The following is a 14,927-nucleotide window of genomic DNA, read 5'->3' on the forward strand; positions in this document are numbered from 1 at the left end:
TTCGGTGGGCAAACGCCGCTTTTGTGGGAGGCCCGACCTCGGGGCGAACTTGCCCAACCGGGCAATATTGAACTCAGTGTTTTTCGCCCTTCGTCCCAGCACCGGCGATGCTGCGCCGCTGCGCGCGCGCCATGCGCTGCGCTTCCTGCTGGCCTTCGGCGAGCACCGCCTGCACGTAGTGGATGTGCCGGTGGGAAATGTCCCGCGCCTCTTCGGGGCGTCGCTGAATGATCGCCTCGTACAGCTCGCGGTGCTGGCGCAGCAGCATGTCCCGGGTCTCCTCACGCAAGGCGTACATGCCGCCGATGTTGGTGACGATGTTGCGCCTGAGCAGGTCGAACAACCCGCGGATGGTGTGCAGCAGCACGGCGTTGTGGCTCGCCTCGGCGATCGCCAGGTGAAACTGCGCGTCCGCCGCACCCTCTTCCGCCCGGCTCACCATGCCGTTGCGGCTGTAGCAGCTCTGCAGCGTTTCGAAGGCCGTGCCCAGGCGCTCGTGGTCGAGCGCGGTCGCCCGCAGCGCGGCGTAATAGGCGCAGGCGCCTTCCAGCGTGTGGCGGAACTCCAGCAGGTCGCGCTGGGCGTCGCCGCTGCTCTCCAGCAGATGCAGCAAGGGATCGCTGAAGGTGGTGCCGAGCGATTCGGCGACGAAGGTGCCGCCCCCGTGCCGGCTGATCAGCAGCCCCTTGGCCACCAGCTTCTGGATCGCCTCGCGCAGGGAGGGGCGCGACACGCCGAAGCGCTCGGCCAGCACCCGCTCGGCCGGAAGCCGCTCGCCGGCCTTGAGCGTGCCTTCCAGGATCATCGTCTCGATCTGCTGGACGATGTCGTCGGCCAGACGTCGCTGGCGCACCACCCCTACTTCCATCGCACCCTCTTGGTCTTACCAATTCCGGATATCCAGACTAGCCCCCACTGCGGGGCTACCACAACCGACCCCGGTTAAGACCAAAGTCTGAGGCGGACAGATTGACGCAGGTATCGAGGCCCCCTAGGCTGGGCATTCGCGCCTGGCAAGTGGTATTACCACTTTACAGAACAATATCCGCAGAAGAATCATGAGGTCTCTATGCGAATCCTATCTGCCAGCAACTGCCGCGTAATCGACGGCTCCGTCCCGAGGAACCGCTGATGTCCGACGGAGTTCTCGCCTTCTTTGCCTTCGCCCCGATCCTGATCGCCGCCGTCCTGCTCGTCGGCTTCCGCTGGCCAGCCAGGCGCGCCATGCCGCTGGTGTACCTGATCGCCGCCGCCATTGCCCTGTTCGTCTGGGACATGAGCGTCAACCGCATCCTCGCCTCGACCCTGCAGGGCCTGGTGATCACCGCCGGCGTGCTGTGGATCATCTTCGGCGCCATCCTGCTGCTCAACACCCTCAAGCGCTCGGGCGGCATCAGCGCCATCCGCGCCGGGTTCGCCACCATCAGCCCGGACCGCCGCATCCAGGCCATCATCATCGCCTGGCTGTTCGGCTGCTTCATCGAAGGCGCGTCCGGCTGGGGCACCACCGCCGCCATCGCCGCGCCGCTGCTGGTGGCCATCGGCTTCCCGGCCCTCGCGGCGGTGCTCATGGGCATGCTGGTGCAGAGCACGCCGGTGTCCTATGGCGCGGTGGGTACACCCATCCTCATCGGTATCACCGGCGGCCTGGACACGGCTACGGTGGGGAGCGAACTGGTCGCCCAGGGCTCGAGCTGGGATGCTTACCTGCAGCTGATCACCAGCGAGGTGGCGATCATCCATGCCATCGTCGGCACCCTGATGCCCTTCATCATGGCGCTGATGCTGACCCGCTTCTTCGGCAAGGAGCGCAGCTGGCGCGCCGCCTTCGACGTGCTGCCGTTCGCCCTGTTCGCCGGCCTCGCCTTCACCCTGCCCTATGTCGCCACCGGCGTCTTCCTCGGCCCCGAGTTCCCGTCGATGCTCGGTGGGCTGATCGGCCTGGCGATCGTCACCACCGCGGCCCGCGCCGGCTTCCTGATGCCAAAGACCGTCTGGGACTTCCCCGAGACCAGCCAGTGGCCGAGCGAATGGATGAGCACGGTGGAGATGAAGCTGGACGAACTCACCAGCAAGCCCATGAGCGCCTTCAAGGCCTGGCTGCCGTACGTGCTGGTCGGCCTGCTGCTGGTGATCACCCGCGTATTCCCGCAGGTCGGCGAGCCGCTCAAGGCGGTGGTGCTGGTGTTCTCCAACATTCTCGGCGAGACCGGCATCAACGGCGACTTCATGCCGCTCTACCTGCCCGGCGGCATCATGGTGCTGGTCGCCTTCGCCACCGTGTTCCTGCACGGCATGAAGCCGAGCGAGCTGCCCAAGGCCATCGGCGAATCGAGCAAGGTGCTGGTGGGCGCCGGCTTCGTGCTGCTGTTCACCGTGCCGATGGTGCGCATCATGATCAACTCTGGGGTCAACGCCGGGGATCTGGCGAGCATGCCGATCACCATGGCACGCTTCGTCGCCGACGCGGTGGGTCCGGTCTATCCGCTGCTGGCGCCGAGCATCGGCGCGCTGGGCGCCTTCCTCGCCGGCTCCAACACGGTGAGCAACATGATGCTCAGCCAGTTCCAGTTCGGCGTCGCGCAGAACCTCGGCATTTCCAGCGCGCTCATCGTCGCGGTGCAGGCGATCGGTGCCGCGGCGGGCAACATGGTGGCCATCCACAACGTGGTCGCCGCCTCGGCCACCGTGGGCCTGCTCGGCCGCGAAGGCATCACGCTGCGCAAGACCGTCTGGCCAATGCTGTACTACGTGCTGTTCACCGGCGTGCTCGCGTTGATCGCCGTGTACTGGCTGGGGGTCAGCGACCCCCTGGTCGGCCGTTGACCGCCGTCCGTCCCGGCGTTCGCCCCGTCCGCGAGGCGAAGGTCATTCACCCCATCCTTTCAAGCGCTTCCGAACCGGTGTGCATCCCATGATCATTTCTGCCTCTACCGACTACCGTGCCGCTGCAAAACGCAAGCTTCCGCCCTTCCTGTTCCACTACATCGACGGCGGCGCCTATGCCGAATACACCATGCGCCGCAACGTCGACGACCTCAGCAGCGTGGCCTTGCGCCAGCGCGTGCTGCGCAACATGTCGGAGCTGACGCTGGAGACCCAGCTGTTCGACGAGACCCTGTCGATGCCGGTGGCGCTGGCCCCGGTGGGCCTGTGCGGCATGTTCGCCCGCCGTGGCGAGGTGCAGGCGGCGCAGGCCGCGGCGGCCAAGGGCATCCCGTTCACCCTGTCGACCGTGTCGGTCTGTCCGATCGAGGAAGTGGCCCCGGCGATCAACCGCCCCATGTGGTTCCAGCTCTACGTGCTCAAGGACCGCGGCTTCATGAAGAACGCCCTGGAGCGCGCCAAGGCCGCCGGGGTCAAGACGCTGGTGTTCACCGTCGACATGCCCACCCCCGGCGCCCGCTACCGCGACGCCCACTCCGGCATGAGCGGCGAGCGCGCCGCCCTGCGCCGCATGCTGCAGGCCATGACCCACCCGGCCTGGGCCTGGGACGTCGGCCTGATGGGCAAGCCGCACGACCTCGGCAACATCTCCACCTACCGCGGTCATCCGACCGGGCTGGAGGACTACATCGGCTGGCTGGCGAACAACTTCGACCCGTCCATTTCCTGGAAGGACCTGGAGTGGATCCGCGACTTCTGGGAAGGCCCGATGATCATCAAGGGCATCCTCGATCCGGACGACGCGCGCGACGCGGTGCGCTTCGGCGCCGACGGCATCGTCGTGTCCAACCACGGCGGCCGCCAGCTCGACGGCGTGCTTTCCAGCGCGCGGGCGATGCCGGAGATCGCCGACGCGGTCAAGGGCGACCTGAAGATCCTCGCCGACTCGGGCATCCGCACCGGCCTGGACGTGGTTCGCATGATCGCGCTCGGCGCCGACACCGTGCTGCTCGGCCGCGCCTTCATCTACGCGCTGGCCACCGGTGGTGCCGCCGGGGTGACCAACCTGCTGAACCTGATCGAGAAGGAAATGCGCGTGGCCATGGTGCTCACCGGCGCCAAGTCGGTCAGCGAGATCAGCCGCGACCTGCTGGTGCCGCAGGCCGGCTCGGTCATCGGCTGAGCCCTGTTACGCGCCCGTCCCGCACACATCCGGAGCCGCCATGACCCTACCTGCCGATTTCCTCGTCGAGGTGCAACGCCTGATCCCGGCCGAGCGACGTTTCGACGACCCGCTCTCGACCCTGGCCTACGGGACCGACGCCAGCTTCTACCGCCTGCTGCCGAAGCTGGTGGTACGGGTGGAATCGGAGGACGAGGTGGTCGGCCTGCTCCGGCTGGCCGACGCCGCGCGCGTGCCGGTGACCTTCCGCGCCGCCGGCACCAGCCTGTCGGGGCAGGCAGTCAGCGACTCCGTGCTGATCGTGCTCGGCGACCGCTGGAACGGCCGCGAAATCCGCCGGGACGGTGCGCAGATCCGCCTGCAGCCGGGCGTGATCGGCGCCCAGGCCAACGCCTGGCTGGCGCCGCTGGGACGCAAGATCGGCCCCGACCCAGCCTCGATCGCCACCTGCAAGATCGGCGGCATCGTCGCCAACAACGCCAGCGGCATGTGCTGCGGCACGGCGCAGAACAGCTACAACACCCTCGCCGGCATGCGCCTGGTGCTGGCCGACGGCACCGTGCTCGACACCGAGGACGCCGCCAGCGTCGCGGCCTTCCGCGCCAGCCACGGGGCGCTGCTGGAAGAGCTCGCCGGACTCGCACGCGCAACCCGTGCCGACGCGGAGTTGGCCTCGAAGATCCGCCACAAGTACCGGCTGAAGAACACCACCGGGCTGTCGCTCAACGCCCTGGTCGACTTCGACGAGCCGCTGGACATCCTCACCCACCTGATGGTCGGCTCCGAGGGCACCCTCGGCTTCATCAGCGCGGTGACCTACGACACGGTGCCCGAGCACCCGCACAAGGCCACCGCGCTGATCGTCTTCCCCGACGTGGAAACCTGCTGTCGCGCCGTGCCGGTGCTCAAGCGCCAGCCGGTCGATGCGGTGGAACTGCTCGACCGCCGCAGCCTGCGCTCGGTGCAGGATAAGCCCGGCCTGCCGGCCTGGGTCCGGGACCTCTCCGCCAACGCCTGCGCGCTGCTGATCGAGTCGCGTGCAGCGACGCAGAGCCTGCTGCACGAGCAGCTGGAACTGACCCGCACTGCGCTGGCCGGTTTCCCCGTCGAGCAGGAGGTGGACTTCAGCGAGGACCCGGTGATCGGCGGCCAGCTGTGGGCCATCCGCAAGGGCACCTTCCCCGCGGTCGGCGCGGTGCGCCCCACCGGCACCACGGTGATCATCGAGGACGTGACCTTTCCGGTCGAACGCCTGGCCGAGGGCGTCAACCGCCTGCTGGCGCTGTTCGAGAAGCACCGCTACGACGAGGCGATCATCTTCGGCCACGCGCTCGAAGGGAACCTGCACTTCGTCTTCACCCAGGGCTTCGACGACCCCGCCCAGGTGGCCCGCTACGAAGCCTTCATGCAGGACGTGGCGCAGCTGGTCGCCGTCGAGTTCGGCGGCTCACTGAAGGCCGAGCACGGCACCGGGCGCAACATGGCGCCCTTCGTCGAGCTGGAATGGGGCAGCGACGCCTACCAGCTGATGTGGAAGATCAAGCGCCTGCTCGACCCCAGGGGCATCCTCAACCCCGACGTGGTGCTCAGCGAAGATCCGCAGATCCACCTCAAGCACCTCAAACCGATGCCGGCCGCCGATGAGATCGTCGACAAGTGCATCGAGTGCGGCTTCTGCGAACCGGTCTGCCCGTCCAACGGACTGACCCTCACCCCGCGCCAGCGCATCGTCATGTGGCGCGACATCAAGGCCCGCCACCGTGCCGGCGAGGATGCCAGCGCACTGGAGGCCGACTACGCCTATCGCGGCCTGGAAACCTGCGCTGCCACCGGGCTGTGCGCGCAGCGCTGCCCGGTCGGCATCAACACCGGCGAACTGGTGCGCAAGCTGCGCAGCACCCGGGCCGACAAAACCCGCACGGCCGACTGGCTCGCCGGGCACTTCGCCACCGCCATGAAGGCGGCGCGCTTCAGCCTGCACGTCGCCAACGGCGCGCAACTGCTGATGGGGACCCGCCTGCTGGCCAGGACGTCCGCCACCCTCACCCGCCTGAGCGATGGCCGCGTGCCGCAGTGGACGCCTGCCATGCCGCAACCGCTGTACCGCCTGCAGCTGCCGAAGCCGAGCGCCGGCGACCAGCCGCGAGTCGTCTACCTCGCCGCCTGCACCTCACGCGCCATGGGTCCGGCCGCGCGCGACCAGGAACAGACCCCGCTGATCGACAAGACCCGCGCGCTGCTGGAAAAGGCTGGCTACCAGGTGGTCTTCCCGGACGATCTGGACAACCTCTGCTGCGGCCAGCCGTTCGCCTCCAAGGGCTACCTCGAACAGGCCGAACGCAAGCGCCAGCAGACCCTCGACGCCCTGCTGCGCGCCAGCCGCGGCGGGCTCGACCCGATCTACTGCGACACCAGCCCCTGCACCCTGCGCCTGGTACAGGAGCTGGCGGACGAGCGCCTGGACGTCTACGACCCGGTGCGCTTCATCCGCACCCACCTGCTCGACCGTCTGGAGATCAGCCCGCAGGAGGCGCCGATCGCCGTGCACGTCACCTGCAGCACCCAGCATCTGGGCGAAGGCCCGGCGCTGATCGAGATCGCCTGCCGCTGCGCGAAGACGGTGGTGGTCCCGGAAGGCATCCACTGCTGCGGCTTCGCCGGCGACAAGGGCTTCACTACCCCGGAGCTCAACGCCCACTCGCTGCGCACCCTCAAGGACGCCGTGCAGCATTGCGAGGAAGGCATCTCCACCAGCCGCACCTGCGAGATCGGCCTGAGCCAGCACGGCGGCATCGATTACCACGGCCTGGTCTACCTGGTGGACCGGGTCAGCCGCCCCAGGGCCCCGACCTCGCCCTGAGCCTGCACGCCAGATCGACGAAATTCGTCGATGAAACGCTCTTCGCCCGTTGCAGTCCGACATATAGAGCCCGGCAAGCGAGGGCTCCATCCCGCCCGGTCAAGGGTGCCGCATTGCGGTACCCCGCCGGTTAACGAAATGCATGGAGGACTCACCGATGAAACCGTTCGCTCTAGCTGCAACCGCTGTTCTGCTCGCCAGCCCGGCCGTGTTCGCCCAGGACAAGGACCTCTGCGAGATCAATATGACCCAGGTCGAGAGCAACATGGCGACCAATTCCAATACCCTGGGTGACCCCGCCAAGAGCGAGGTAGAGGACCTGATCGCGCAAGCCAAGCAGGCCCAGTCCTCGGGCGATACCGAAGGCTGCATCACCCACACCACCAAAGCCCTGCAGCTGCTTGAAGGCCCCGGCAGCAGCGACAGCCAAGGCACCGCTGGCAGCTCCTCCGGCTCCAGCAACTGAGCCGGCTGGGCAAGGCCAACGGCCCCGTTGGCCTTTCTGCTTCCCTTGCAATATCCGACGAATGGAGTCGGGTATTACCGTCCTGGATTCGACGTGACGCGCGCATTGGCTTACACTGCGCGCCGTGGTGAAAACACCAGCAGTTTTGGGGCCGATTAGGATTCGACGCCGGTAACAAAGCTCTAGGTGCATGCCGAGTTGGTAACAGAACTCGTAAATAAACTGTTGCAAACCTATAGTTGCCAACGACGACAACTACGAAGGGTACGCGCTCGCCGCTTAACCTTCTCTGGTAGCTTCGGCTCCAGCGGTCACCAGGGGATGCCTGTAAACCCGAAGTGACCGTCAGATAGAACAGGATCGCCGCGAAGTTCGCTGTAGACGTAGCGGTTAAATCTCATACAGCTCGCCCAAAGCGCCCTGCCCATCGGGCCGCAATGGGTTAACTCAATAGATCGGGCTAAGCATGTAGTACCGACAGTGGAGAACTGGCGGACGGGGGTTCAAATCCCCCCGGCTCCACCAAATACACATCTAAGGGCGTCCACGGACGTCCTTTTTTGTGCCTGAAACCCAGCAAATACGGGGATTTGAGCACCGTTACGATCCGATAGCGTCCAGCAGCATCTTAGGATTCGTGTATTCCACGTGGTATTCCAAGCGTTCCGCTGGTAAATTTTGGAATACATAAACAGCCTTGGAATACATCATGGGTGCCCAAGCCACGCGCCTTTCAGACCTCAAAGTCAAAGCCGCCAAGCCGAAGGAGAAAGACTACACGTTGACTGATGGCAACGGCCTTCAGATGCGAGTGAGAATCAATGGCTCCAAGCTGTGGAACTTCAACTATATCCATCCCGTAACGAAGAAACGGATCAACATGGGTCTTGGCACCTTTCCCGAGGTGAGCCTGGCTCAGGCACGCAAGCGAACCGTTGAAGCTAGGGAGATTGTCGCGCAGGGGTTGGATCCGAAGGAAATACGCGATGCTGAGCGTCTGGCCAAGAAAGCAGCTACAGAGCACACATTCAAAAACGTCGCGACAGCATGGTTCGAGCTCAAAAAAGATTCAGTAACTTCAGCCTATGCCGAAGATATCTGGCGCTCGCTCACGCTCCACGTTTTTCCGGATCTGGGCACTACGCCCATCTCCGCCATCACCGCACCGAAGGTCATAAACCTGCTCAGGCCTCTTGAAACCAAAGGCAGCCTGGAGACTGTTAAACGTCTGACGCAGCGACTCAACGAGATCATGACCTACGGAGTCAACTCGGGACTGATTCACGCGAACCCGCTCAGCGGCATCCGCTCCGTTTTCAAAAAACCGAAAAAGAAAAACATGGCAGCACTGCCACCCGATGAGCTGGGTGAGCTCATGGTGGCAATTGCCAATGCCAGCATAAAGAGAACGACCCGTTGCCTGATCGAATGGCAGCTTCACACCATGACCCGACCAGCGGAAGCAGCTACCACTCGCTGGGCAGACATCGACTTCGAAAAGCGTATCTGGACGATTCCTGCTGAGCGAATGAAGAAACGTCGCACGCACATTATCCCACTTACGGAGCAAGCTCTGGCGTTACTGGAGGCAATCAAACCCTACAGCGGGCACCGGGAATTTGTGTTCCCTGCAGACCGCAATCCTCGCACCCATTGCAACAGCCAGACCGCTAACATGGCGCTGAAGCGAATGGGTTTCGAAGGCCGCTTGGTAAGCCACGGCATGCGCTCAATGGCCAGCACCATCCTAAACGAGCATGGCTGGGATCCTGAACTGATCGAGGTGGCGCTTGCTCACGTCGACAAGGACGAGGTTCGCAGCGCTTACAACCGAGCGGATTACATCGAGCGCAGACGCCCGATGATGGCTTGGTGGAGCGAGCATATCCAGCAAGCAGCTACCGGCAATCTTTCGATGTCAGCTATCAAGGAAAATCGGGACAGAAAGGTCGTTTCGATACGCTGATTAGTGCCAACTACCGTTAAGCAGACGGTAGTAACAGGCAGCAACCGGCCAAAAGCTGCCCGTTAAATTGCCTATGGGTAGTCCGGTAGTCTATTCATGACAACGATTTAGTAGAGATAGGGCGCTTTGCAATGCTTTCGCCCACTCCTGCTTGCTTTCGGTAATATCCGGATATCTCAGGATTGCCGAAGGTTAAGAAATGGACGTCACCCAGATGTCGGTATCGCTGCACGATCTCGGCCTTGCCTACCGCAAGGCCAAGGTTGATCTCTACTACTCAACCAACCCCTCGCTGTTCGACATCGCCAACTATGAAGACGACCTGAGCCAAAACCTCACTCGCCTAAAAGATCGGATCGAAGCCACAAGCGAGGACTGGGTGAAAGACCCGGCATTTCTCGGCACCTGGACACTGGCACCCAAAGAAATCCGGCCAGAGAAGGCAGAGAAGGCAGAAAAAGATCAAAGCCTGATCTTCGCCTCACCGGAAGCCGAGTGGCTAAGCGCGACTGAAGCCGGTAACCCCCCCACAGCCGTATTCCGCCTAATGGCCCGCTGCAGCATCGACTTTCACGTGCTGTCATCGCTCTGGATGATGGAAGTCGGCGGTCTCTTCGACAAGCAGCTCAGCAGCAACGTCTTTGGCAGCCGCCTGCGCCGTAACCGGCATGACGAGATCAACACGTGGGCACTTGGCTCCTTCAAGCCTTACCTCAGGCCCTTTCGCGAGTGGCGCGACGGTGGCATCAAGGCGATGCGCACTGCCCTGAGCGAGAAGAAAAAAGTATTAGCCCTGACAGCCGATGTAAGCAGTTTCTATCACGAGCTAAGCCCCGGCTTTATGCTCGATGATAGCTTCCTCAAGTTAGCCAAAATTGAGCTGAGCGAATCGCAGTCAAAACTTAACCGCCTGTTCATCTCCGCCTTGTTGGCCTGGGCACAAGAAACACCACTGAAAAAAGGTTTACCCGTCGGTTTGCCTGCGTCTGCTGTAGTCGCAAACGCCGCGCTACTCAAGCTCGACCAGTTCATCGAGCAACAAGTAGTACCGCTGTACTACGGTCGTTATGTAGACGACATTCTGCTGGTCATGGAAAACGCTAGCGACATCAAAAGCACCGAGCAGTTTTGGGAGTGGATTTTTAGTCGCGACGGCGGAAAGGATCTGCTCAAAAAAGATAAAGGCAGCATTCTGTTCAAGCCTGACTATCTCAAAAAGGACCGCATCGCTTTTGAAAACAGCAAAAACAAGCTGTTCATCCTTGGGGGCTCTGCAGGCACCGCTCTGGTCAACGCCATTTCCGAACAGATCAACCAACGTGCCAGCGAATGGCGCGCTTTACCGGACCTGCCGAATTCGCCAAACACCGTGGCAACGGATCTGCTCAAAGCTACCAACCTTGCCGGTGAGCAAGCAGACAACCTACGCAAAACAGATGCCCTGACGCTTCACCGAGCTGGCTTTGCACTCAGCCTTCGCAACTACGAAGCCTTCGAGCGCGATATCCCCCCAGAGGATTGGCAAGCGCACCGCCATGCTTTTTTCGCCGCAGTCATCGAGCATCTGCTGACCCCGGTTAAGTTCTTCGAACTGGCTCAATACCTGCCACGCATCATCCGCATGGCTACCGCCTGTGAAGATTTTGAGTACCTAGACAAGATCATCAATGCACTAGGTGGCCTGATCATTAAAGTTGAGAACGACTGCTCTCTAGTGATCAAAAGCCTGGCCGCTGCCGACGTGCCAGCCGAAGCCCGCCATTTATGGAAACAATCCATCTGGGAAGTTACAGCGCAGAGCATCGTCTCAGCGTTTCCTTCCCGCCTAAGTAAGTCGGGGGCTACCGCCTGGAAGAACCAGATGACCAGGCATATGGAGAGCCTTGCCAGCATCCTATGGGGTAGCTTTCTGGACAGTCCAATGAACATAACCAGCCAGCACATACAGAAGCTCCACGCTCGTATGTTCAGCTTTGACCTGGCCCATATCCCTTTGCGATTTGCAGGCCTTCCTCAGGAAATGGTCAGCCCGCGTGGCATGCCACTCCGTAAAAACCTCACAACTACTGATTTAGAGAAACTGCTGCCTGATGAGATGAGCGACGGCATAGCCACGCTGGCAAATTGGCTCAGGTTTAAACGCGGTACCCCGTCTGGACTTACCTTTGCCACTCGACCGTTCAGCCTCAATGAGCTCTACCTCATAGCGCCCAACCCTTTTGCCGCCACCAGCCGCCAAACGCTGGGGCTGGTGGTGCAGGCACTACGAGGTTTTGAGCTGACTGAGCACAAGATGCCGCACCTCGACAAAAAACAGGTGTTGCATATCCCGGATGGAGAACCCAAAGCCAAACAGACCATTGCTGTAGCCAGTTTGGAAACCAAAGATGAAAGCTTTACCGCCGCCATCATGGGGTTACCCGACCCGGATGGCCTTCACCGTTATCAACGCATCAATCGCCTTATCAACGAACTGATCTCTCGGCCTGACGGCGCTGGTTACGTGATCCTTCCGGAAGTGGCTCTACCACCCCAATGGTTTATGCGTATCGCCGACAAGCTCAAGGGCCGTGGCATATCTTTGATCACCGGGGTGGAGTACCTCCACGCACCGAAAAAGTATGTACGCCACCAGGTTTGGGCTTCGCTCACCCATGACGGTCTTGGGTTCCCTTCGCTGATGCTCTATCGCCAGGATAAACAGCGCCCAGCATTTCATGAGGAGCAAGAACTCTTTCGTCTGGCCGGCCTACAGATGAAGCCAGCTCAAGAGCAGCAGTGGCAAAAGCCCCCGGTCATCCAGCATGGGGACTTCCGCTTTGCCATCATGATCTGCAGCGAGCTGACGAATATCCGCTACCGCGCTGACCTACGCGGCCAAGTCGATGCGCTGTTTGTTCCAGAGTGGAACAGCGATACCGACACATTCAATGCACTAGTGGAGTCTGCCGCGCTGGATATTCACGCCTACATCATCCAGTGCAACAACCGCCGCTTCGGCGATAGTCGTATCCGCGCCCCCTACAAGGACCGTTGGAAACGCGACATATTGCGCGTCAAGGGTGGCAACCACGACTACTGCATTACAGGTGAAATCGACGTACTGAGCCTTCGTCAGTTCCAGTCAAGCCACCGCTCGCCGACCTCAGGTTTCAAACCTGTTCCAGATGGTTTTAACGAGGACATGGCAGCGGATCGGAAAGTATTACCCAAGGCATAAATCAGAAAATGAGTAGGTATAGAGAGCAACGCTTTGCACTGCTGGTGGCACGATAGATTTGTCGAGTCTCATCAGTTCAACGCACCACATTCGCCGGCACTCGGATAGTCGCCCCCAGCCGCGGGGAAAGGGAGAACGCCTTGAGCGTGAAGATTAGCTTTGACGATGAATTGGCAGTTGCCAGCATACTGTTGGCCGATTGGGCCCCGGCGCTGGTCGAGTACCTGGGACGCTACTTTGACGTCCGCGAGGACATGCTTCGGCTGGACTATGTCCACATACCCTCTGAACGAGTCAGCGTTGCATTTGATTGGTTATCGGATGTGCTCACTGTTCGCCAGCGCTTTGTCTACCAGCTCGAGAGCGTCGCAAAGGAGGGGCCGATTGCAATGGTGCTCACATTGCTCGGGCACGAATCTACCGAGATCAGGGATTCATCGTCCATTCTGGACCAAGATGCCTACCGGTCTGCGGTGGAGGACTTCAGGTCGAATATGCTTCAAGGCGACTTGCCGGCCTTACGCGAAATCATCTTGGCGGACATAGCGCCCCGTGCAATATGGATGAGTTGGCTGCTAGATGCCGACCGAGATCGTTTTCTGGACGATCGGGAGATCATGGCGGCGCTAGTGGCCAGCACGTCGCAGGACGATTGCATCCATGGTCTTGAACTAGTCGCCCCCCGTCCCGGCCAGAATAATTGGGCTTTCGAGCAACTGGTCGAGCAGCATTGGCAGCATGTATGCCACTACCTAGAGACCCATCTCGGCATGTCCTCGGGCAAATTGCCTAATCTCGTTTTCTTACTGTTTGCGATTTCGCCGACGGTCCAGGCGTCCCGGTGGGCCTGTGAGCAGGTTCTTAGTCGTGCCAATCCAACGGTCTTTCCTCGGCTGATCCAACATTGCAGCATGATTGAGGCGGGCGATGTGCGCAGCCTGTTCCTGCGCTGGCACAGCCGTCCGAAGACAGAGAAGCAAGACGACTTCAGGGAATGCGTTGCCAAAGCCTGCTCGACGCTTGCTACCTTGTTGACCGATACCATGCCCTCAGACCTCGCGCTTGCTGCGACTTGGCACAAGTTCGTGGCCCCCGCGCGGCTCGCCCAGCAACGCATTGCTGAAAGCCTCAGAGAATTACCATCCGGGGCGTGGGACCGAGAGGCGTTGTGGAACCAACTAGGCCCAGCAGCCCGCGAGGCCTGGCGGCAGGATCTTTTTGACCAAGTAAAAGGAGAGCCGGAGTTAGCTCAGGGTCTCCTCTATTTCGCTTGCCTTTGGCTCGAGCAGACTGCGTTCGCCGAAGTAGAGCCGGTACTGCTGCGACTATTGGATGGCGAGGATAACCTGGCTTTTACGAACCGGTTCTCCGGCACAGGTCCAAGGCAGATGCAACTGAGGGCCAACGGGCTGGTGCGGTCCAGGCAAGGTGCACCGGACTTGGAGGGCGCGGTAGGCCAGGGCGATGATGCCACTGCGCTGCCCAGCGTTGGCGCCCAAACCTGGCTGGGCGACCCGTCCGTAGAGCGTGTCATCCATAGAGCGCTCAGCCAGATTGAGGAAAAGTTTTGCCGCGAGTATTCGGTGACCTGGGGAGAAGACGAGGAGGCCCATACAGCGCGTCTCCTGGCCCTAACGCAGGAGGCAGTTGGCAACGCGAGCCACCAATTGCGTCAGCTGTCGGCCACGACGCGAGCGACGTATCCGAGCCTGTCGGTGAAGGTGCGCCAGCCCAGCAAGCGGGAGGAAGGTGCTTGCACGCCTGCCGGGGTTCCGCTGGGGGCGGATGTGCTATTCCTGACCCGTATCGTGGACGAGGGCAAAACGGTGATCGAGCGAGCTACCCTTGTGCAGGTGAAAAAGCGCAGCGGCACTGGATCGGGGCGGGGCTTCAGTTCGACGATAGGCGTCGACCTGCAGCAGTGCGAGGACATGCTCAAGCAGTCAGAGCACGCCTACTACCTGTTCGCGACGCCGGCCTCGCCGCGCCCGACGCTCTGGGTTGCCCCGGCCCGGCTCGTCAGGAACTTGACCCAGCTGCACACGAGCAAAGCCTCGGTCGTGGCGATTCAGGTGCGGGACGCTAGTTGCTCCTATGCGGATTTTTTCCTGCACGACCTAGTCGGCCTGTGGGCTGGCGACGAAGATGAGGGCATCGTCGCCATCGCCAACGGCGATCCCCGGCGTGGGCGAACGCCTCGTCACATCGTCAACATCGAGGTTCGCCGCCAATATGAGGTAAACGATTTGTACTGAACATCTGCTGAAGGAAGAACATATCGTTGCCCATAGCGACCGTGTGGCCGGCTTCGGCCAATATCTGCCGTTTAGGGACGACTCGTATCCA

General features: G+C 61.7%; 8 protein-coding genes and 1 other RNA gene. 8 read left to right on the forward strand and 1 reads right to left on the reverse strand.

From position 1 onward, the window contains the following. Positions 1-73: 73 nt before the first annotated feature. Positions 74-868, reverse strand: coding sequence for a GntR family transcriptional regulator (locus H610_RS24350; protein ID WP_051231912.1), 795 nt, complete (start codon positions 866-868; stop codon positions 74-76). A 263-nt stretch (positions 869-1,131) separates the two neighbouring features. Between H610_RS24350 and H610_RS0121715 the strand changes: the two genes are divergently transcribed. The 8 genes from H610_RS0121715 (at position 1,132) to H610_RS0121745 (ending at position 14,836) form a co-directional block, all read left to right on the forward strand. Then, positions 1,132-2,826, forward strand: a complete 1,695-nt coding sequence (locus H610_RS0121715; RefSeq protein ID WP_028241632.1) for an L-lactate permease — start codon at positions 1,132-1,134, stop codon at positions 2,824-2,826. 88 nt (positions 2,827-2,914) lie between these two features. Continuing rightward, positions 2,915-4,069, forward strand: coding sequence for an FMN-dependent L-lactate dehydrogenase LldD (gene lldD, locus H610_RS0121720; protein WP_028241633.1), 1,155 nt, complete (start codon positions 2,915-2,917; stop codon positions 4,067-4,069). A gap of 40 nt (positions 4,070-4,109) precedes the next feature. Then, the gene (locus tag H610_RS0121725) at positions 4,110-6,929 is read left to right on the forward strand and encodes an FAD-binding and (Fe-S)-binding domain-containing protein (RefSeq protein ID WP_028241634.1); all 2,820 of its coding nucleotides are present in this window, start codon (positions 4,110-4,112) and stop codon (positions 6,927-6,929) included. Positions 6,930-7,086: 157 nt separating this feature from the next. Beyond that, positions 7,087-7,395 carry a hypothetical protein gene (locus tag H610_RS0121730; protein ID WP_028241635.1) on the forward strand — a complete coding sequence of 103 codons (309 nt, stop codon included), beginning with the start codon at positions 7,087-7,089 and terminating at the stop codon, positions 7,393-7,395. Between the two features lie 147 nt (positions 7,396-7,542). Further along, positions 7,543-7,920: a transfer-messenger RNA gene (ssrA, locus tag H610_RS25250) on the forward strand. Positions 7,921-8,104: 184 nt separating this feature from the next. Next, entirely contained in the window at positions 8,105-9,361 is a 1,257-nt protein-coding gene (locus H610_RS0121735; protein WP_028241636.1) for an integrase domain-containing protein, read from the forward strand. Between the two features lie 199 nt (positions 9,362-9,560). Next, positions 9,561-12,581 carry an RNA-directed DNA polymerase gene (locus H610_RS0121740; RefSeq protein ID WP_084166527.1) on the forward strand — a complete coding sequence of 1,007 codons (3,021 nt, stop codon included), beginning with the start codon at positions 9,561-9,563 and terminating at the stop codon, positions 12,579-12,581. A gap of 140 nt (positions 12,582-12,721) precedes the next feature. After that, positions 12,722-14,836: a hypothetical protein gene (locus tag H610_RS0121745; protein ID WP_043239323.1), complete on the forward strand. Its 2,115-nt coding sequence runs from the start codon at positions 12,722-12,724 to the stop codon at positions 14,834-14,836. The last annotated feature ends 91 nt before the right edge of the window (positions 14,837-14,927 follow it).

The organism is Stutzerimonas azotifigens DSM 17556 (genome assembly GCF_000425625.1).
Lineage (GTDB): Bacteria > Pseudomonadota > Gammaproteobacteria > Pseudomonadales > Pseudomonadaceae > Stutzerimonas > Stutzerimonas azotifigens.